This is a genomic window from Micrococcus sp. IITD107 (assembly GCF_041927415.1).
GTDB lineage: Bacteria > Actinomycetota > Actinomycetes > Actinomycetales > Micrococcaceae > Citricoccus > Citricoccus terreus.
This window is the reverse complement of record NZ_JBHFFN010000001.1, coordinates 459,661-478,660: the sequence shown is the minus strand read 5'-3', so window position 1 is coordinate 478,660 and position 19,000 is coordinate 459,661. Positions and strand designations below refer to the sequence as shown.

Genomic DNA, 19,000 nt, shown 5'->3' with positions numbered 1-19,000 from the left:
CCAGATGACTCCGCCCGGTAGTCATCTCCCTCCCCGACCGCACCGACGTTACGTTACCGATCCAGCCTGCCGACGCAACGGTAACGCCTAGTCAGGACGAGGATGGTGGTCAGCGTGGAGGTCGCGTGCGCTGAGTGCCATGAGCCGTTCGAGGCCAAGAGGTCCACGGCCCGGTACTGCTCGGACCGGTGCCGGGTGCGCGCTCACCGCAAGAAGGGCCCGAGGATGCCCTCACCGGTGAAGAAGGCCGCGGCGCAGGCCACGGCCCGCGCTGCGCTCGCCGACACGAACGAGGCTTCCACTCCCCCTCCCGTCGAGGACGAAGAAGCCCCGGTCCTGGACACGGTGGAGGCCACCGTCCGCGCCGAGCTGGTCAAGGCCGGCAAACAGGGCACCGTGCTCGGCCAGGCCGCCCTGGTCCTGGCTCGCCGCCTGGACATCCCCTCCCTGGATACCGGCTCTGCGATCGCCGCCCTGGTGAAGCAGCTGGCAGCCACCCTGGACGCCGCGCTCGCGGACGCTGAGGAGGATGTGGACGAGTTGGAGATGATGCGCCGTCGCAAGCAGGAGAAGCTGGCCAGCGGATGATGAGGGAGGTCCGTGATGATCGGGGCTCCGACGCTGGTTCCGCCGGCGTACTTGACCGGACCGGACTACCACGACACGTTCGGCCCCGAGGTCGCGGACCTGTGCGAGGCGATCGGGTTCGCCCCTGACCCGGAGCAGCGGCTCGGCCTGGACATGCTCTTCGGCTTCGACAAGAAGGGCAAGTCCACCGCGTTCGAGTTCGCCTGCATCTGCTGCCGACAGAACATGAAGACCGGCCTGTTCAAGCAGGCCGCCCTGGGATGGCTCTACATCACCGACCAGAACCTCGTGGTCTGGTCCGCCCATGAGTTCAGCACCTCGCAGGAAGCCTTCCGGGACATGGAGATTCTGATCGAGGGCAGCACCTTCCTCTCCAAGCGCGTGAAGAAGATCAACCGGGCCAACGGCGAAGAGGCCATTGAGCTGCGGACCGGCCAGCGTCTGAAGTTCAAGGCCCGCACCAAGCACGGCGGCCGTGGCCTGACCGGAGACAAGATCGTCCTGGACGAGGCCTTCGCCCTGCAGCCGGACCACATCGGCGCGCTGATGCCCACCCTCTCCGTCCGACCTGACCCGCAGCTGGTCTACGGCTCCTCCGCCGGCGTGGCTCACTCCGAAGTGCTGCGCGGGATCCGCGATCGCGGACGGACCGGAGCCTCTCCCCGTCTGGCCTACTGCGAATGGTGCGCCCCGCGCCGCTCCTGCGCTGCCGATAACTGCGACCACGAGCCCCGCAAGTGGGACGGCTGCCAGCTGGACAACGTCGAGAACTGGCATGCCGGTAATCCCCTGCTCGGGCGAGTACGGGCAAACGGCTCAGGACTGACCCTGGAGTACGTGCGGGCTGAGCGCGAGGCTATGGGCGGGGTGCTGATCCAGGAGTTCATGCGCGAACGCATGGGCTGGTGGGACGACCCCTCCACAGCCGACATCTTCGGTGCCGGAAAGTGGGAGAAGGGCGAACGCGAGAACCGCCCAGAGGGGCTGGTCCTCTCTGGACTGGCCGTGGCCGTGGCCATGGACCTGAAATCCTCCGCAATCGTGGGCGCCGGTGTCAACGACGAGGGCGTGTGGCTCCGCGTCCTGCAGCACGGCCCCGGCACGAACTGGGCCGTAGACCGCGCCAAGCAACTCCAGGAGACCTACGGGGTTACCGTCGTGATCGACGGTAAGGGACCCGGCGCAGTCCTGATCCCCACCCTGGAGCGCGAGAACGTCACCCTGCACGTGGCCACCACCCAGGACGTCCTGGACGCTTTCGCCAACCTGCGCTCGCGGGTCACCGACGGCACGGTCCTCTACACCCCCGCCAAGGAACTTGACGCCGCCGTGCAGGGCGCCGCGCTCCGCCCGGTGGGTGACCGCTTCGCGATCGGCCGCAAGGCCTCTACGAACGATGTCAGCCCCCTGGAGGCCGCATCCCTGGCCTCCTGGCAGGCTACCCTCGGCCCCACCCCGAGCCGGTCCGCGTACGAGTCCGACGACTACGACGACGAGGACCTCATGTACGTCTGACCCACTGAGGAGACCCATGGATCTGGCAGCACTGATCATCTTCGCCCTGGTGGTGGCCGCGCTCGCGGTCGCCGTGGCGGTGTTCACCGGTCACTCCTGGTGGTCAGAGCGGCGCGCCTGGCGGCGTGTGACAGCTCGCCGGGTGGTCGTGAACCTGGTGAACGGGGAGGCCGTGGACGGGCTCCTGGTGGCCCGTGACGGACCTCTCCTGACCATCCGGGACGCTGCCCTGATGGGTGCCTCCGACGAGCCTGTCCCGATCGACGGTGAGCTGCTGCTGCACCTCGGCCAGATCGACTACATGCAGTTCCCCAGTTCCTGACGTGAGGCGGTGATCCCATGGGCTTCGTTGTCTCGCAAGGCCAGGTCGCCGCTCTCTCCCGGGCACAGATCACCGTCTCCAACTCGATGCAGGTCACCGAGACCTACACCGCGGCGTACGAGGCGATCTGGCGGGCCCATGGTTCGGTGCGCACGGTGATCGGGTTCCTGGGACGTAACATCGCCCAGCTCGGCCTGCACGTCTACGAACGGGTCTCCGATGAGGACCGCCGTCGTGTCCGTGACCATGAGCTGGCTCGGCTACTGTCCCAGCCCTCCCCTTTCCAGACCCGGTACGACTTCTTCGACGCCATGGTCCAGGATCTGGCGATCTTCGACCGGTACCTGGCAGTCAAGGCCAAAGCCACTGGCTCTGAGTCGACGCGGGCTCTGATCCGTGTACCTCCGACTCAGTTCAAGCCCGTGGGTGAGAACTGGATCTACCCTGAGGCGTTCGAGGTCAAGGGCTCCAAAGGCAAGAGGTCGTACACACCGGACCAGGTCCTGTTCATCACCGGGTACTCCCCCACCGGTGACCTGCTCGGGTCCTCCCCGATCGAGTCCCTGCGTGCGGTGCTGGCTGAGGAGTACGAGGCCGCTCGCATGCGCGCCCAGACTTTCCGCAACGGCGCCCGTACCAATGGGTACATCGAGCGGCCCCTGGGCGCGGACTGGTCCAACCAGGCCCGCGACCGGTTCAAGGCCGGGTGGCGCGCCCAGTACGTCGGCAACGGCCCGCAGGCCGGTGGCACCCCGATCCTCGAGGACGGGATGAAGTTCGTCGCGGCCTCGCAATCGGCCAAGGACCTGCAGTACATCGAGTCGCGCAAGCTCACCCGCGAGGAGGCCGCGGCCGCGTACTTCATCCCGCCCCCAATGGTCGGTCTACTGGACCATGCCACGTTCTCGAACATCAAGGAGCAGCACAAGCACCTGTATCAGGACACGCTCGGCCCCTGGCTGCAGCGCATCCAGCAGGCACTGATGCTCAGTCTCTCCGGCGACTTCCCCGACATGGGCTCCCTGTACGTGGAGTTCAACATCGAGGAGAAGCTGCGCGGCTCGTTCGAGGAACAGGCCGCCCAGCTGCAGACCGCCACCGGTGGTCCGTACATGACCCGCAACGAGGCCCGCGCCCGGCAGAACCTCCCGGCGATCGAGGGCGGGGACGAGCTGATCGTCCCGCTGAACGTGATCACCGGCGGGCAGGCCTCCCCCACGGATGCCGGCACCCAGAACCTGACGTCTGCACCGGCTGCGCTGGTCAAGGCCCGGGCCAAGGGCACCGAGTTCGAGATCAAGGCCGTCACCTCCGACGCGGTTCCCGAAGATCACCAGGCCCGACTGGCCAAGCTCTTCGCCGGCTTCTTCGCCCGGCAGCGCCGCGCGGTCCTCTCTGCCGCTGGTGCGAAGGACGCCGACTGGTGGGACCAGGACCGGTGGGACAACGAGCTCTCCGAGGACCTGCTTGACGAGGCACTGTCCGTCTCTGAGGCCGCAGCCATCGGCGTGCTGACGGAGATGGGGATCGACTCCGACGAGTACTCCCAGGACCGGACCAAGGCCTTCCTGAAGAAGGTCACGGCCCGGATCGCCGGTCAGGTCAACGGCACCACGTACGAGGCGCTCGCCGCCGCGTTCGAGGACGGAGGGGCCGAGGCCGCCGAGCACGTGTTCGACGTGGCCGAGGAGTCCCGGGCCACGGCCTCGGGGATGACCGCGGCCGCCACGTTCGTCGGGTTCGGCCTGGTCGAAGGACCACGGCAGACTCGGCCCAAGGCGCGCAAGCGGTGGCAGGTCAACTCCGGCAACCCCCGCGCCTCCCACGCCTCCCTGAACGCCGAGGAGGTCGGCATCGATGAGGAGTTCTCCAACGGCATGCCCTGGCCGGGCAGCTTCACCGGAGACGTCGAAGAAGTGGCCGGGTGTCAGTGCTCGGTCGTGATCATCACCTGACCGCAGGAAGGAATCATCATGCGCATCAAGAATGTGCCCCTCGGCCGGGTGAAGGCCGGCCCCGACGACGGACTCGCCGAGGGCGAGTTCATCGTCTACCCCTCCACGTTCACCCGGCAGCCGGACTCCTACGGCGACGTCGTCGCCAAGGGAGCGTTCACCGAGACCATCCAGCAGTGGAAGAACTCCGGGGACACCCTCCCCGGACTGTTCGGTCACCGGATGGACGACCCGGACTTCTACATCGCCTCGGCTCTGGACCTGGGCGAGGACGACCACGGCTGGTGGGTCAAAGGAGCCTTCGACATGGAGTCCCCCAAGGGCCCCCACACCTACCGGCTGGTGAAGTCCCGCCGGCTGCGCCAGCTCTCGTTCGCCTTCGACGTCCTCGAGGAGGGCGCCGTGGAGCTCGAGGACGGCACCAAGGCCAACGAGCTGCGCAAGCTGCGCGTCCACGAGTTCAGCTTCGTGCCGATCGGCGCGAACCAGGACACCTCCGTGGTCGCCATCAAGGCGCTCGCGGAGAACGCCATGGTGGAGCTGAAGGCTGGCCGGGTGCTCTCGGCCAAGAACGAGTCCACGCTGCGTGAGGCCCTGACCCAGATCCAGGGCTCGGCGCAGCAGATCAAGGATGTCCTGTCGGCCACGGAGCCGGCAGGCAATGACCAGGAGAAGGCCAGCGGTACCCGCGAGGTCAACGACGAGGAGCCCGGTCGGGCCAAGTCGGAGGAACCCAGCGCCAGCCCGTCCGCAAAGACCCTGGCAGAGGCGTTCGAGCTCGAAGTAGCTCTCGCCTGACCACCTGAACACCCGGGCCCTGGAGAACGTCTCCGGGGCCTTACCCATTCCCTGGAAGGAACACCACCATGTCGAAGCTGAAGATGCTTCAGGACTCGGCTCAGGCGGCTGCCAAGTCTGCACGCGAGATCGCTGAGAAGGCTGCTGCCGAGGGCCGGTCCCTGACCGCTGATGAGAAGTCCGACTACGACCAGCAGATGGCCAAGGGCCGTGACCTGCTGGAGCAGATTAAGACCGCCAAGGCCGACGCCGAGGTCCTGGATCAGGCCAAGTCCCTGGCCCAGGACATCGGCGGCCACGCCGTGGACGACCTGGTCCTGCAGAAGTCCGCGGACAACACCGAGAAGCGGATGAAGAACCTGGGCCTGGAGGTCGTCTCCTCGCCCCAGTTCAAGTCCATGCTCTCCCCGTTCAAGAACGCCGATGGTTCGATCCACATCCCGGATCGCGCCTCGGTCAAGTCCGACCCGATCAAGCTCAAGTCGCTGTTCACCGGCGGCTCGGGCACCTCGGCGGGCGCGTTCGTGGTCCCGGAGCAGACCGGCATCATCGAGATGCTCGGCCGTCGCACCCTGACCATGCGTGATCTGATCAGCGTGCGCCGCACGTCCTCGGACACCGTGGAGTATGTGCGCCAGACCGCACACACCAACGCCGCGGCCGCCGTGCCCGAGGCACAGTCCGCAGCCCCGATCGACGGGACCACGGTCACCAACGTGACCGGCGGCCTCAAGCCCGAGGGCTCCTGGACCTTCGAACGTGTCTCCACCTCGGTGAAGACCATCGCCGAGTGGGTCCCGGTCACCAAGCGCGCGCTGGCTGACGCCGCGCAGCTGGAGGACCTGATCCGCGACGAGCTCGAGGCCGACCTGGCCGAGGCCGAGGAGAACCAGATCCTCAACGGTGACGGCGTCGGTGAGAACCTGACCGGCATCCTGAACACCTCCGGGATCCAGACCCAGGCCTTCGACACCGACATCTTCACCTCGGTGCGCAAGGCCATCACCAAGGCCCGCGTGATCGGCCGCGTGGTCCCCAACGGCGTGGTCCTGAACCCCGTCGACGTTGAGCGCGTGGACCTGGCCCGTGAAAACGGGACCACCGGCCGCTTCCTGGGCGCCGGCCCGTTCACCATGGGACCGCGCACCCTGTGGGGTCTGCCGATAGTGGAGTCCGAGGCCATCCCGGAGAAGACCGGCCTGGTCGGGGACTTCGCCAAGGCCGTCCTGTGGGACCGCGAGGACGCCACGGTGACGTTCTCCGACTCCCACGCGGACTTCTTCGTTCGCAACCTGGTCGCGGCCCTGGGCGAGGAGCGTGTGGCCTTCGGGACCACCCGCCCGACCGCCATGGTCGAGACCACCGTGGCCGCCTGACCGGCATCCACAACCAGCGGTGGCCCTGTCCTGACCGGCAGGGCCACCGCGCCCACCATCTGACCTGACCAACAGGAGAGCATCATGCCGTCCCTGAAGCACTACGAGATCACCAACGACCGCGGGTACACCACCACGATCAAGCTGTCCGACCCGGACGCGAAGAAGCGCGGTCTGCTCGGCAAGGACATCGACCCCGAGGCCAAGAAGCCGGCCCGCCGTTCGACCCGGGCCAAGCAGACCCCGGCGCCGAAGAACAAGCAGGCCACCGCTCCGGACGACAAAGCCGCCGACTCCGACGGAGAGAAGCAGGCCGACGGCGAAGCAGAGGCCTCCGCCAAGGAGGGCTTCGGCGAGGCCTTCGAGAACAAATCCTGAACCACTGAGAGGAGGGGGCAACCATGACCGAGCCCATGCTCACCGCACAGGACCTGATCGGGTACCGAGGTGCCCCCTTCTCTCAGCCAGCGATCGACGGAGCCGTGGACGCCATCCGCACCGCATGCGAATGGCACATCGCCCCGGAGATCGAGACCACCCAGACCCTGCAGACCTTCGGCACCGACATGCTGGTCCTGGACTCACTGCGCGTCGTCGCCGTCACCAAGGTCGTGGGCTCCACACTGTTCGGAGACGAACAGCCGCTGGATACCGCCCGCGTGCGGATCCTGGACAACGGGATCGTCTACCTGCCCGGCGGGTTCCCAGAGATCACCACCATCACCTACCGCCACGGCTTCACCGAGTGCCCCGACGCTCTGAAGGGCATCGTGGCAGAACGCGCCCTGAGCGGCTCCCAGGGCCGAGTGAAGTCCGAGTCCCTGGCCGGACGATCTATCGCACTGGCGGACGGGTACGACCCCGCAGGCGAGGCCGTGCTCTCCCGCTACCGGCTCGGAAGGGCACCCTGATGAACCTCATGACCGAACCGGTCGGACTCAGACGCCGCGGACAGCCCACCGGAGACTACGACGACTACGGCAACCCCATCTACGCGGCCCCGACCACCACAGTCGTCCACGGGTGGATCGAGCCCCGCACTTCAGGGGAGAACACCGCGGCCCGGGAGCAGATGGTCTACGGCTACTGGGTCAACCTCCCACTGGACACCGCGCTCGCGGGCGTGGATGCCGTGGTGCTGTTCGGCACCCTTACCGTCACCGATCCCCCGCAGCTGGTGGAGGGCACCGGTGAGGAGTACTTCGTGGTCGGTGAGCCTGGCCGCCAGCCTGGCGGGTTCCTGGTGCCGGGCTTCATCAAGGCCGCCGTGGAGAGGGTGACCGGCTGATGGCTGAGGTCACGATCTCTTACGAGCTGATCCAGAGGGCTGCACAGCACGTCGACGTTCGGGAACGGACCAAGGAGCTCGCCGAGAAGGTCGCACGCCGCGCCGAGCGGATCGCGGCCGAGGAGGGCGTGGAGATGACCGTGACGGTCCAGTCCGGCACCCGCCCGGGCGGCCGACCGTTCTCCAACGTCGTCAGCGACAACGTCGAGCAGGAGTGGGGCGGCCACCGGGTCAAGCGCCGGCGGATCCTGGGCCGTGCCGGTGAGGGGGTCTGATGCGCTGGCCGGACATCGAGAAGGCTCTCACCGCCGGTCTCCGGGCCGAGGCGATCGCGGACCGGGTCGGCACCAAGGTCCCGGACAACATCGAGCAGCTGTCCCGGTTCGTGCGGATCGCTCGCGGTCCCGGCTCGGACGACTCGATCACCGACTCCCCACTGATCGACGTGGAGTGCTTCGCCCAGGACTACGGCGCCGCGTCCGCTCTGGCCGAAGACATCCGCCAGTACCTGCACTCCCTGACCGGGCACCGCGTCGGCGGAGTCCTCATCGACCGGGTCACCACGGCCACCGGCCCGACCTACGTCGACTACGGCAACCCCGGAACGAACCGGTTCGTGGCCTCCTACCGCCTCGAATACCGGCAGCACTGACCCACAACTGAATAACCCCAACCGTGGCCCCCTGGGCCTGCAGAGCACGCCAACCAACCCTGAAGGAGGGCCACCATGGCAACGTATAACGAGGTCAAGGGACACAACCGGGCGAACATCCGGAAGATCCTCGAACACAGCATCTTCATGAAGCCGGCCGAGGACACCGACCTGGAGATCACCAAGGTCTGGGACTCCTCCGGCGTCTTCGTCCCCGAGGGGTACACCCCGGTCGGACTGACCACCAAAGCCGACGGCGCATCCTGGTCTCGCGATCAGGAGGTCTCCGACGTCGAGTCCCAGGGCTACGGCTCGTACACCCGCCGCGACTTCATCAAGGACATCCCCGGCCTGGGCTTCACCATGCAAGAGTCCAAGCGTCAGAACCTGGAGATCCACCACGGCGTGGACCTCTCCGGAGTCACCACCGACGCCGACGGCAACTTCTACTTCGACAAGCCCTCCCGACCCGCCTCCCGCCAGTACCGGGTCTTCGCCCTGGGCAAGGACCACGACGGACCTGACGCGATCTACGTGGCCCGCTGGCTGCCCCTGGTCGACGTCACCGAGAACGCCGAGCAGGCATGGAAGGACGGCGAGGAGCTGAAGTACCCCGTCACCCTCTCCGCCACCGTCGATGACAAGTTCGGCACCTCCATGCGCGAGATCTGGGGAGGCCCGGGCCTGGACCACGCCGCCATGGGCTTCCCTGCCCCCGCCGCAGCCGGAGCCTGATCGGCCCCACTGACCGGTGGCCCGGCTACCTGGTGGGCCGGCCGGGCCACCTTCAGCACCCCCACGCCCACCACCTGAACGCACCCCGCACCACAGCCAAGGAGGACCCCCGTGGCCACCAAGAAGAAGACCCCAGATCCCACCACGTTCACCCTCACCAAGGGTGACCGCGAATGGACCACCGCCGACCGCACCGAGGTCACCAACCTCCGCGCTCGCGGGTGGAAGCTCGAGGCCGCGCCCGAGCCCGAAGCAGCCGAGGCCCAGGTCCCGGACGCTGCAGCTGACGCTCCCGCCACTGCAGGCAAGTAGCCGGCAACCGCAATACCCCACCATCTGAAAGGCCCACCACCATGGCAACGAAGAAGCTCTCCGAGTTCAAGACCTGGGACCAGTACGTCCAGGAGGCACAGCACGACCCGTTCGTGCTGCAGATCTCTGAGAAGGAGTCCGTCACGATCGAGGCCCCCACCGGGCACCGGCTGATCCAGTTCAACCGTGCCGCCCGCTCCGGTGATGCCGAGGCGATGCTGATCATGCTCTGCGGTGACGCCTGGGAGCAGCTCGAGGAGCGCGTTATGGGCGCCGGCCACAAGGCCATGGAGTCCCTGATGATCGATCTGATGGAGTTCTTCGACCTGACCGAGGAGGTCACCCTGGTCGGGCCCGGCAAGGGTGACAAGCCTGGCCCGGTGAAGACAGTGAAGGATCCGCGCGAGATCTCCAAGCTGCTCAGCCAGGGGTACCGCCCCGTGGGGGAAGCCGTCTCCCGTACCTGATCCACATGGTGGATCGGTACGGGGACGAGATCGAGGCAGACCTGCACCATATCGGCCTGGACCTGCTGGACTTCTTCCGTGGCCGGTACTCCTGGCGGAAGCTGGACGTGTTGCTCCAGCGCATGCCGCGCACCAGCTTCTTCGTCGCGGCGATCGCCAACGACGCCGAGCACGCCGAACGGGTCTTGGTCCTGGAGGAAGAGCGCAAGCGCCGCGGGATCCCCGAGCCTGTCGCTCGTCCGTCACTGACCGAATACTCGGCCGAGGTGGCCCGTCTGGATCTGGTCGTGGACTGGCTGCAGGCGATGCACCTCAAGCTCGAGCACCTGCGCTCGGGCCGCCCGCCGGGACGGCATGTGCCCCAGCGTCGACCGGAGACCGCTCTGGACAGGGCCAAGGCCCTGCGCCGGTGGGCACAACACGACGCACTCGTGGATGAAGTCGAGCAGGCACGTGCCCGGAGGGCAGCAGTCGGATAACTGAACACTGGATGGGGGTGCTGGTATGGCTCAGGCCGATGATGCAGTCTGGCTGCCGGTACTCCCGTCCATGAAGGGCTTCGGCCCGGCGCTGGCCAAGGGTGCCGCCTCGGACGCGGACAAGGTCGGCAAGGACACCGGCGCCCGGTTCGGCAAGGCCCTGGCGATCGGAGTCACCGCCGTCGGCGCAGCTGGGCTGGCCGCTGGTACGGCGCTGTACAAGGTCGGCGAGGTCTTCGACGACGTCACCGACACCATCCGCACCGGCACCGGGGCCACCGGCAAGGACCTGGACGCCATGGTGGCCTCGGCCAAGCGGGTCGGCCAGAACGTGCCCGCGGAGTTCTCCGCGATCGGCACAACCATCGCCGATGTGAACACCCGTATGGGTCTCTCAGGTGACGTCCTGGAGACCGTGGCCTCCCAGTACTTGGAGGCTGGCCGCATCCTCGGCGAGGACGTGGACATCACCAAGACCTCGGCCGCGTTCAACGCCTTCAAGATCGAGGGCGAAGACGTCGTCGGGGCCATGGACCACCTCTTCCAGGTCTCTCAGGCCACTGGCGTGGGAATGAACGACCTGGCCTCCAATGTCTCCCGCAACGCCCCGGCGCTGCAGACCCTGGGCTTCTCCTTCGAGGAGGCCACCGCGATGGTGGGTTCCTTCGACAAGGCCGGCATCAACTCGGGCCAGGTCATGGCCGCCATGTCCAAGGGCCTGGTCACCCTGGCCAAGGACGGTGAGAAGCCCCAGGAGGCCTTCCAGCGCGTTGTCGGGGAGATCGACGGGTACATCGCCAAGGGCGACGAAGCCGGGGCAGTGAACCTGGCCTCCAAGGTCTTCGGCACCCGTGGTGCCACCCAGTTCATCGGCGCGCTCAAGGCTGGCACCCTGAACCTGGACGACATGTCCAAGGCCGCCGGGCAGACCGGGGACAGCATCCTCGGGGTCGGTGAGGACACCGCCGACTTCGCCGAAGAGTGGCAGAAGTTCAAGAACAACGTCCTGGTCTGGCTCGAACCGATGGGCGCCGCCGTGTTCGGTGCTCTCGGCACGGTCATGGGCGAGGTCACCGAGGGGGTGAAGCTGTTCGGAGCCGCCTGGGAGGCGAACGACGGCAAGATCACCTCATCCGGGCTGCCGGGCCTGTTCGAGCGCCTGGGACACTTCTCTCGCCAGACCTTCGACTACATCAAGGCCAACGTCGTCCCCACCCTGCAGAACCTGTGGAACTGGGTCGTAGAGAACAAGGGCGCACTGCTCTCACTGATCCCCGCAGTGGCCGCCGGCGCGGCGGTGTTCGGCGCCTATTTCGCGATCACCAAGGCCATGGCCACCTACAGCGCGATCATCGGCTGGTTCAAGGCCACCACCCTGGCCCAGCAGGGCTTGAACGCGGCCATGCGCGCCAATCCCATCGGCCTGGTCGTTGCCGCGCTCGCGGCCCTTGTGGCAGCCGGTGTCTGGGCGTACAACAACGTCACCTGGTTCCGGGACGGGGTGAACACCGCCTGGCGGGTGATCTCCTCAGCGGTCTCCTTCGCCTGGACCCGAGTGGTCCAGCCCGTGTTCCGTGCCCTTTCGGACTTCGTGACCAAGGTCCTGGGCCCGGCCATCTCCTGGTTCTGGTCTCGTGTGGTCCAGCCCGTGTTCGGGTGGGTCGGTGATCGGATCTCCGGGATCTGGAATGGCGTGGTGAAGCCGGTCCTGACGCTGATGCGCGACATCTTCGTCAAGGTCGTCGGCCCGGCGATCAACGACTGGTGGACGAACACCGTCCGGCCCGTCTTCCGTGCCGTCGGTGGCTGGATCTCCGACACCTGGAAGAAGCACATCCAGCCGATCCTGGCCGCCTTCGGCGCGTACTTCGACAAGCATCTGTCACCGAAGATCCGGGCCGGTGTCGAGGTCATCGGTCGAATCTGGTCGGGACTGAAGAAGTCCTTCGCCGATCCGATCAACTGGGTGATCACCAACGTGTGGAACAACGGCATCGTACGTGCGTTCAACTCCGTGGCAGATGCCGTCGGCTCCAACGCCAAGCTGGGCCGAATCGGGATCATCGGCACCGGTGACTCCATCAAGCGGGGCAACTCCAAGGGCGTCGGCGGTGTCACCACCGTGGGCATGCGCGCCAAGGGCGGACCCGTCCGCGCCGGGCAACCCTACATTGTGGGCGAGGAAGGACCAGAGCTGATCTGGCCCAACCAGCCCGGGTGGGTCTCCACGGCCGCTCAGACCGCCAAGGTTCTGGCCGCCGGACAGGACATGCCCCTCGGCCTGTCGCAGGCCGCAGCGGGCCGGCGCCCCTCCGAGGCGATGCTCCCGATGGGCGGGAACATCATCACCGACGGGCTCGGCGCGATCGGCAAGGGACTCTCCTGGGTGGTCGGCGAGCTGGCCAAGGGCGCTCGCGGGCTGCTTGATCCGCTGCTGGGCATGGCGACTAGAACGTTGTCGGGCTTCGGCCTGGCGGGTCAGATGGCTGGCAGCACGGTGAAGAAGGCTGCGGACCTGATCTTCGGGTGGGCCGGTGGCGAGGACAAGAAGGGTGCCGAGGGCGGGTTCTTCGGTGGGGACTACAACGGTCCTCGCTCGGGCCTGGTCCGTCCTGCTGGTGGCCCGATTACCTCGTGGTTCGGGAAGCGGTGGGGCTCGATCCACTCGGGCATTGACTTCGCGGTGCCGATCGGCTCTGCCATCCGGGCTGCCTGGTCTGGTGTGGTCCAGCGTGCCGCGTGGAACGCTCTTGCCGGGCACACCGGCAAGGGCATGGTCCTGGGCCACGGCGGGGGCAGGGGTTCGTACTACGGGCACCTCTCCCAGTGGCTCAAGGCCCCGGGCGCGACGGTGAAGGCCGGCGAGGTGATCGCACTGTCGGGCAACACGGGTCGGTCCACTGGTCCTCACCTTCACTGGGGTGCGCTGCAAAACGGCCGCCCTGTCAACGCCAACGCCCTGTTCCGAGACAACGGCGGGTCAGTCCCCCATGGGCTGAACCTGGTCTGGAACGACACAGGCCGGGACGAGCTGATGCTCAACCACAAGGACGCCATGGCCACCGCTGAGGCGCTCCGGGCCCCGCAGGTCCCCGGAACGATGATCGTCCGGATCGGTGAACGCGAGTTCGTCGGGTTCGTAGAGGACATCGGTGATGCTCGGTTGGCCCATCACGTGGGTGGGGCTGTGCAGGTGCGTCGGCAGTTCGCCGGCGCGTGATCAATCAGAGAGGACGGTGAGCCGGTATGGCCATCAGCTGGGGATCCCCCACGAGCTCGAGCGGCAATGCGCTGCGGCTGGGCTATGAGCTGACCGTCTCACCGTCCTCTCCGACGGCGTCGACCACCTCGGTCACGGTGACCTTGAAGCTGTACGCGGGCACCCGGTTCGGGTCCTACGATGACTTCAACTCGTACTCCGTCTCGGGGGACTTCACTGCCTCGGGGTCGAAGAGCCTGAACCACACGTCCAGTTCGTCCTGGTCTACGACCAACGTGACCCTGATTGGGTCCTGGTCCAAGTCCGTCAGCCTCTCCTACACCACGAGGGCTACGGTGCGCTTCTCGGCGACGATGTCCGGCGTGGAAGCTGCGCCGGGGACCGCTCGGGTCTCTGGTGCGGTGACGGTGCCGTTGCGTCCGGTGTCCGCTCCTGCAGCGCCGACCAACGTGACCGTGCGCCGTGCTCATGACGCCCAGCACGGTCTCTACTGGGACCGGAACGCCACGACGGCGGCACCCTACGACCGGCAGCGCATCGACCGCTATGACTCCGTCACAGGTGGTTACAAGACGATTGCCACCGTCTCCGGAACGGCCACTGCGTTCACGGATTCCTCGACGGTGGCCAACCGCCGGTACAGGTATCGGCTGGTGGCGATCAACGCTGCGGGATCTTCAACTCTGGGTGAGTCCAACGCGAGCCCGTTCTTCTTCACCAGTCCCACGGGCCCTTCGGAAACTCAGGCCACCAAGCGGGGCGCGGACATCTTGGTCCAGTGGTTCCGCCGTGCCCTGGATGTGGCCCGGTACGAGGTCCAGGACTACGCGGACGGGATCGCCCAGACGCCAACAGTCCTGACGACAGCCAACGCCGCTCAGTGGTGGCACACCAGCGCGGACCCGTCCAAGACCCACCGGTACAGGGTCCGGGCGGTGATCGAGGACCCGGTCGTGGGCCGCCTCGAATCTGCCTGGTCCGTCTACTCCAACACGGTCCAGCTGCAGGCCCCGCCGGCGGCACCCTCGAACCTGAAGCCAGGGTCCGGGGCGATCGACGCGACTGAACCGGTCCCACTGACCTGGGCTCACAACGCCGTGGACACCACGGAGCAGACCGCCTACGAGTTCCAGCACCGTCCCCAGGGCGGTACCTGGACCACGACCGGCAAGGTCGCCAGCCCCACCTCTCGGCACACGGTGCCCGCGGACACGTGGGCCAACGGACAGTCGATTGAGTGGCAGGTCCGCACCTGGGGCGATCACGCAGACGCCTCGCCATGGTCTCCTCTGGCGGTCCTGGGGACCTCGGCGCGACCAACGGGAACGATCCTCTCTCCGACCGGCACCCTGAACGGGTCTGTTCTGATCGCTGAGTGGGCGTTCTACGACTCGGAGGACTCCCAACAGGCCTCGGCGCGTGTCTCGCTCTACGACGCCGCTGGCGCCCTCCTGGAGCGTCAGACCATTGTCGGCCCGGCCATGTCCTACCGGTTCAGCACAAGAGTGCAGGACGGGCAGGAGTACCGGCTCGGGATCCAGGTGATGGATGCGGCCGGGGTGTGGTCGCTGGAGGCCCAGCAGGCCATCCCCGTGGCCTACGCCTCCCCGCCCTCCGCACTGGTGGACGCCACCTGGGACCTGGAGACGGGGACGATCTCCGTGCAGATCACCCATCCAGAGCCGGATGCAGCTGAGGTCGATGCCGTCTCGTGTGAGCTATGGCGATCGGCCAACGGCGACGAGTGGGTGCAGATCGCAGCCGACCTGCCGCTGCAGACCACAGTGGTGGACCTGATCCCGGCCACCGAGGGCGTCAACCACTACCGAGTGCTGACGTACTCGGCCCTGCCCTCCACCGCGGAGAGCCATTCACTGGCAGTCCCAGTGAATGGCAGGGGCTGGATCTTCATCAACGCCGGCCCGAACTTCTCCGAGATGGTCAAGGTCAGAGACAACGCCAAGACCAGCTTCTCCCCCACCCGCGCTCGCAGCCTGCACCACTTCGCGGGTCGTCAGTACCCGGTGGAGGTGGCCGGTCAGGCACGCACGCTGGGGATCACTGCTCAGGTGCGCCTGGGTGGTGGTTCCTCGACCTGGGACGAGATTGAGCAGCTGCTCGATGGTCCGGCCCCGTTCTGCTACCGGGACCACACCCGGCGGGCGTTCGTGGGTAACCCGTCCTTCTCACACTCGTTCGAGCGAATCATCCGTGAGGCGAGTCTCTCCTTCGATCGGATCGACTACCAGGAGTAGGAAAGGGGGGTGGGCCGGTGAGCGCGCAACTGTTCCTGATCGACCGGCCCACCTGGGTCAACCCGGCGCCGCTCCTGGCCGCGAATCGTGAGCAGGAGTGGTCGTTCAAGCTGCTGAACCAGAACGACGCCCTGGTGGATGACCTGGACGGGGTGACGGACTGCTCTCTGACGTTCAACGTCAACGCAGAGGTCCGGGGCGGTGGGTCCCTGACCTACCTGGGGCCGGAGATCGACTGGCATCGTCACCGTATCCAGCCCTGGATCACGGTCCGCGCGTCTGGCCAGGAGCAGTCGTGGCCGCTGGGCGTCTTCATCCCCTCCCGGCCCCGGGACCAGTACGGCGATGCGCAGGAGCCGGTCACCTTGGACCTGTACGACAAGTCCAAGATCCTCGGCGAGATCGAAGCGGATACCGGGTACTCCCTGCCAGCCGGCGCCGTGGTCACCGACCGGGTTCGCGACGTGCTCACACGCAACCGGATCCGCCCACTGGCCGTCACCGACTCCCCGGCCACCGCCCGCACTGGCCGGGGGTGGGAGTGGGGCACTGCCATCAAGACCGTGGTCAACGAGATGCTCGAAACGATCAACTACTTCAGCCTCTACGTCGACCCCTACGGCGTCTACCGGGCAGACCCTTACACCCGCCCCCAGGACCGCTCGCCGGCCTGGCACTTCCGCGACGACGCCCAGGGCATCTACTCACCCGGATTCACTCGGGAACGCGACGAGCATGGCGTCCCCAACCGGGTCGTCCTGGTCTCTGCCGTGGAAGCGGACGTCCGACCGCTTATCGCCCGAGCACAGATCACCGACCCTAAGCACCCCATGTACTGGGCGAACATCGGCCAGATCCGCAGCTACCGTCGCGACAACGTCGCAACCACAGACCAGACCACCCTTGATGCCATGGCCACCCGCATCCTCGAGGAGAAGCAGCGCGTCAACTCGACCTACCAGATCGAGCACCTTCCCATCCCGATCAACATCAACGACGCCGTCCACTTCACCCGCGCTGCCCGCAGCATCGACGCCCTCACCACCGTCCAGTCCATGGAGCTCTCCATGGACAGCGCACTGTGCCGCACCACTCTGCGAGAGGTCATTGCAGCATGAACAACCCCCTTACCGGCCTCGTCACGCAGCGCGCGACTCCCGCGTCCGCCTCAGAGGTGCCGAAGCCCACCGGCCCGGTCACCACCCGAGGATTCGCCGACGTCACCAGCACCGCTCCTCTCCGGATCCAGCGCATAGGCGACGACCACCCCTACGAAGAAGACCCCATCAACCTCGCACCCGCTGTTGAAATCGGTGACTTGGTGCGGTTCGAGCGGGACGACGGACAGCTGATCATCCTCGGCCGCGTCCACAACAGCTGACAGGAGACCTCACCGTGGGATTCCAGCACTACGATGGCGGCGTGATCGCCGACCAGGCCACCGGGCGGCCCCTCATGAGCCAGACGGTGGAGATCTTCGACGAAGAGACCGACGCACCGATCCAGGCCTACCGGGAAGGCCAGCCGGTCCGCCTGGTCACCGGCGCCCACGGGTTGATAGGCCAGTTCCAGACCGAGGATTCCACCCGCCGGGTCCGCATGGAGGTCGGCCCGGTCCGGCTGCGCCAGTGGTCCCAGGAGATGGTCGATGCTGCCGCTGACGCCTCCGGGTCCATCTCGGCTGCCCTGGAGCAGGTCGAGGTGGCGCGATCGGAGGCCGCGGCGATCGTGCCCCGCATGGAGCAGATCGAGGCCATGGCCGGGCTCGCCCCGGGCGAGGTCACGGACGCTCAGACCGCGAACCTGATCACACGCGCTGACACCTCCACCCGGGACGCGCTTAACGCCGCGACTGTGCAGGTGGTCAACTCACCGGCTGAGCAAATGCTCTACGTCACGCCCCGAGGCAAGGACACCAACGACGGACTGACTCTGAGCACTGCAAAGCAGACGCTGGCCGGGGCTGTCCAGGCCCTCGGCGGCAAGCCTGGGGTTATTCACCTTGGCGTGGGCACCTTCCCCGTGACTGGCACCATCCCACTCCCCTCAGGAACCCTCATCCAGGGCGTGGGCCGAAATATTGGCGCCTCGCTCATCAACTTCACCGGGACAGGTGTCATGTTCCGGGCCAACCCGGGCACCCGGTCCTACAACCAGAAATTCCAGGACGTACTGCTCAACGGTCCCGGTAAAACATCTGCGACGACGGCATTGGACCTGGCCGACGTATCGCAGGCTCGTCTGGATGGGGTGACCATTGGCAGTTTCGGTACGGGCATCCATCACCGCTCGCAGGTGCTCGGTGGTGCCGTGTACAACACGGTGACCGACGCTCTGATCAACTCTTGTGGCACCGGCGTCCGGTTCGACAAGGACGGGTCCAACGGCTCCAGGTGGTTCGGAGTCAAGTTCGGGGCCTGCGATATCGCCGTGGACATCATGGACTCGAACCAGAACAACTGGCTCGCGTGTCAGTTCGAGCTGAACGGGACCGCCTTCCGCATTGACGCGACGCTGGCCGGACTCTCGGATAACAACTCGTTCGCCTACTGCCGCTTCGAGCGGAACACCGCCCCATGGCACATCGGGTCCGCCAACGTTAGGGACACGGTCATCGACCGGCCTGCTTTTTTCGGGCCGCTGGGAACGCCAGTGGACCTGGGACAACGCACTCAGATCAACGCATCAGCCCCCCTGCTTCCCCCGCCTGGTTCGCAGCGGGTGACTCTGACCCGAAACGGCGACTTCACACTGGGGAACGGGGAAGAGATCGTTCTGATGAACGCATCTGGGACCACCGCCACCCTGCCAGCCGCTACCACCGTCAAGCCTGGCCGGACCTACACGGTGAAGAATATCTCCCCTTCCACCACCACCCCAGTCCATGTGGCGACGGATGGTGGAACCATCGACGGGTCCGCATCAGTGGACCTGGCCCGATGGCAGTCCGGCGTCTACATGTCAGACGGCACTAACTGGCTCACCATCTGACCTGTCCTCATCACCGGAATAGCGCGCTCCACCCCGAGGCCCCGCCA

Annotated in this window: 20 protein-coding genes; all 20 read left to right on the top strand. The window is 66.8% G+C overall.

Translation table 11 applies throughout. The annotated features are described in order from the left end of the window. The first annotated feature begins 114 nt into the window (after positions 1 to 114). Positions 115 to 588 carry a hypothetical protein gene (locus tag ACEXHE_RS02290; protein ID WP_374784561.1) on the top strand — a complete coding sequence of 158 codons (474 nt, stop codon included), beginning with the start codon at positions 115 to 117 and terminating at the stop codon, positions 586 to 588. A 15-nt stretch (positions 589 to 603) separates the two neighbouring features. Next, positions 604 to 2,103 carry a hypothetical protein gene (locus ACEXHE_RS02285; protein ID WP_374784560.1) on the top strand — a complete coding sequence of 500 codons (1,500 nt, stop codon included), beginning with the start codon at positions 604 to 606 and terminating at the stop codon, positions 2,101 to 2,103. Positions 2,104 to 2,119: 16 nt separating this feature from the next. After that, a complete protein-coding gene (locus ACEXHE_RS02280; RefSeq protein WP_374784559.1) occupies positions 2,120 to 2,425 on the top strand; it encodes a hypothetical protein in 306 nt (101 codons plus the stop codon). Positions 2,426 to 2,442: 17 nt separating this feature from the next. After that, on the top strand, positions 2,443 to 4,380 hold the full coding sequence (locus ACEXHE_RS02275; protein WP_374784558.1) for a phage portal protein: 1,938 nt from the start codon (positions 2,443 to 2,445) through the stop codon (positions 4,378 to 4,380). 18 nt (positions 4,381 to 4,398) lie between these two features. Continuing rightward, on the top strand, positions 4,399 to 5,178 hold the full coding sequence (locus tag ACEXHE_RS02270; RefSeq protein ID WP_374784557.1) for an HK97 family phage prohead protease: 780 nt from the start codon (positions 4,399 to 4,401) through the stop codon (positions 5,176 to 5,178). A gap of 68 nt (positions 5,179 to 5,246) precedes the next feature. After that, entirely contained in the window at positions 5,247 to 6,554 is a 1,308-nt protein-coding gene (locus ACEXHE_RS02265; protein ID WP_374784556.1) for a phage major capsid protein, read from the top strand. 84 nt (positions 6,555 to 6,638) lie between these two features. Beyond that, complete coding sequence (locus ACEXHE_RS02260) at positions 6,639 to 6,932, top strand: hypothetical protein (RefSeq protein WP_374784555.1); 294 nt, start codon at positions 6,639 to 6,641, stop codon at positions 6,930 to 6,932. Positions 6,933 to 6,955: 23 nt separating this feature from the next. Next, a complete protein-coding gene (locus tag ACEXHE_RS02255) occupies positions 6,956 to 7,465 on the top strand; it encodes a hypothetical protein (protein ID WP_374784554.1) in 510 nt (169 codons plus the stop codon). Then, on the top strand, positions 7,465 to 7,842 hold the full coding sequence (locus tag ACEXHE_RS02250) for a hypothetical protein (RefSeq protein WP_374784553.1): 378 nt from the start codon (positions 7,465 to 7,467) through the stop codon (positions 7,840 to 7,842). The genes ACEXHE_RS02255 and ACEXHE_RS02250 overlap by 1 nt, the downstream gene beginning before the upstream one ends. Then, positions 7,842 to 8,117, top strand: a complete 276-nt coding sequence (locus ACEXHE_RS02245; protein ID WP_374784552.1) for a hypothetical protein — start codon at positions 7,842 to 7,844, stop codon at positions 8,115 to 8,117. Before ACEXHE_RS02250 ends, ACEXHE_RS02245 begins: the two co-directional genes overlap by 1 nt. Further along, a complete protein-coding gene (locus ACEXHE_RS02240) occupies positions 8,117 to 8,494 on the top strand; it encodes a hypothetical protein (RefSeq protein ID WP_374784551.1) in 378 nt (125 codons plus the stop codon). The genes ACEXHE_RS02245 and ACEXHE_RS02240 overlap by 1 nt, the downstream gene beginning before the upstream one ends. Before the next feature lie 75 nt (positions 8,495 to 8,569). Next, positions 8,570 to 9,229 (top strand): hypothetical protein, encoded by a 660-nt coding sequence (locus ACEXHE_RS02235; protein WP_374784550.1) that lies wholly within the window; start codon positions 8,570 to 8,572, stop codon positions 9,227 to 9,229. A gap of 111 nt (positions 9,230 to 9,340) precedes the next feature. Beyond that, positions 9,341 to 9,541, top strand: coding sequence for a hypothetical protein (locus tag ACEXHE_RS02230; protein ID WP_374784549.1), 201 nt, complete (start codon positions 9,341 to 9,343; stop codon positions 9,539 to 9,541). A gap of 41 nt (positions 9,542 to 9,582) precedes the next feature. Further along, on the top strand, positions 9,583 to 10,008 hold the full coding sequence (locus ACEXHE_RS02225) for a hypothetical protein (protein ID WP_374784548.1): 426 nt from the start codon (positions 9,583 to 9,585) through the stop codon (positions 10,006 to 10,008). Positions 10,009 to 10,013: 5 nt separating this feature from the next. Beyond that, the gene (locus ACEXHE_RS02220; protein ID WP_374784547.1) at positions 10,014 to 10,487 is read left to right on the top strand and encodes a hypothetical protein; all 474 of its coding nucleotides are present in this window, start codon (positions 10,014 to 10,016) and stop codon (positions 10,485 to 10,487) included. 25 nt (positions 10,488 to 10,512) lie between these two features. Further along, positions 10,513 to 13,707, top strand: a complete 3,195-nt coding sequence (locus ACEXHE_RS02215; RefSeq protein WP_374784546.1) for a phage tail tape measure protein — start codon at positions 10,513 to 10,515, stop codon at positions 13,705 to 13,707. Positions 13,708 to 13,733: 26 nt separating this feature from the next. After that, entirely contained in the window at positions 13,734 to 15,962 is a 2,229-nt protein-coding gene (locus tag ACEXHE_RS02210) for a hypothetical protein (protein WP_374784545.1), read from the top strand. A 17-nt stretch (positions 15,963 to 15,979) separates the two neighbouring features. Beyond that, the gene (locus ACEXHE_RS02205; RefSeq protein ID WP_374784544.1) at positions 15,980 to 17,080 is read left to right on the top strand and encodes a hypothetical protein; all 1,101 of its coding nucleotides are present in this window, start codon (positions 15,980 to 15,982) and stop codon (positions 17,078 to 17,080) included. After that, a complete protein-coding gene (locus ACEXHE_RS02200; protein WP_374784543.1) occupies positions 17,077 to 17,343 on the top strand; it encodes a hypothetical protein in 267 nt (88 codons plus the stop codon). Before ACEXHE_RS02205 ends, ACEXHE_RS02200 begins: the two co-directional genes overlap by 4 nt. A 14-nt stretch (positions 17,344 to 17,357) precedes the next feature. Further along, positions 17,358 to 18,953, top strand: a complete 1,596-nt coding sequence (locus ACEXHE_RS02195; protein WP_374784542.1) for a hypothetical protein — start codon at positions 17,358 to 17,360, stop codon at positions 18,951 to 18,953. Positions 18,954 to 19,000 lie beyond the last annotated feature (47 nt).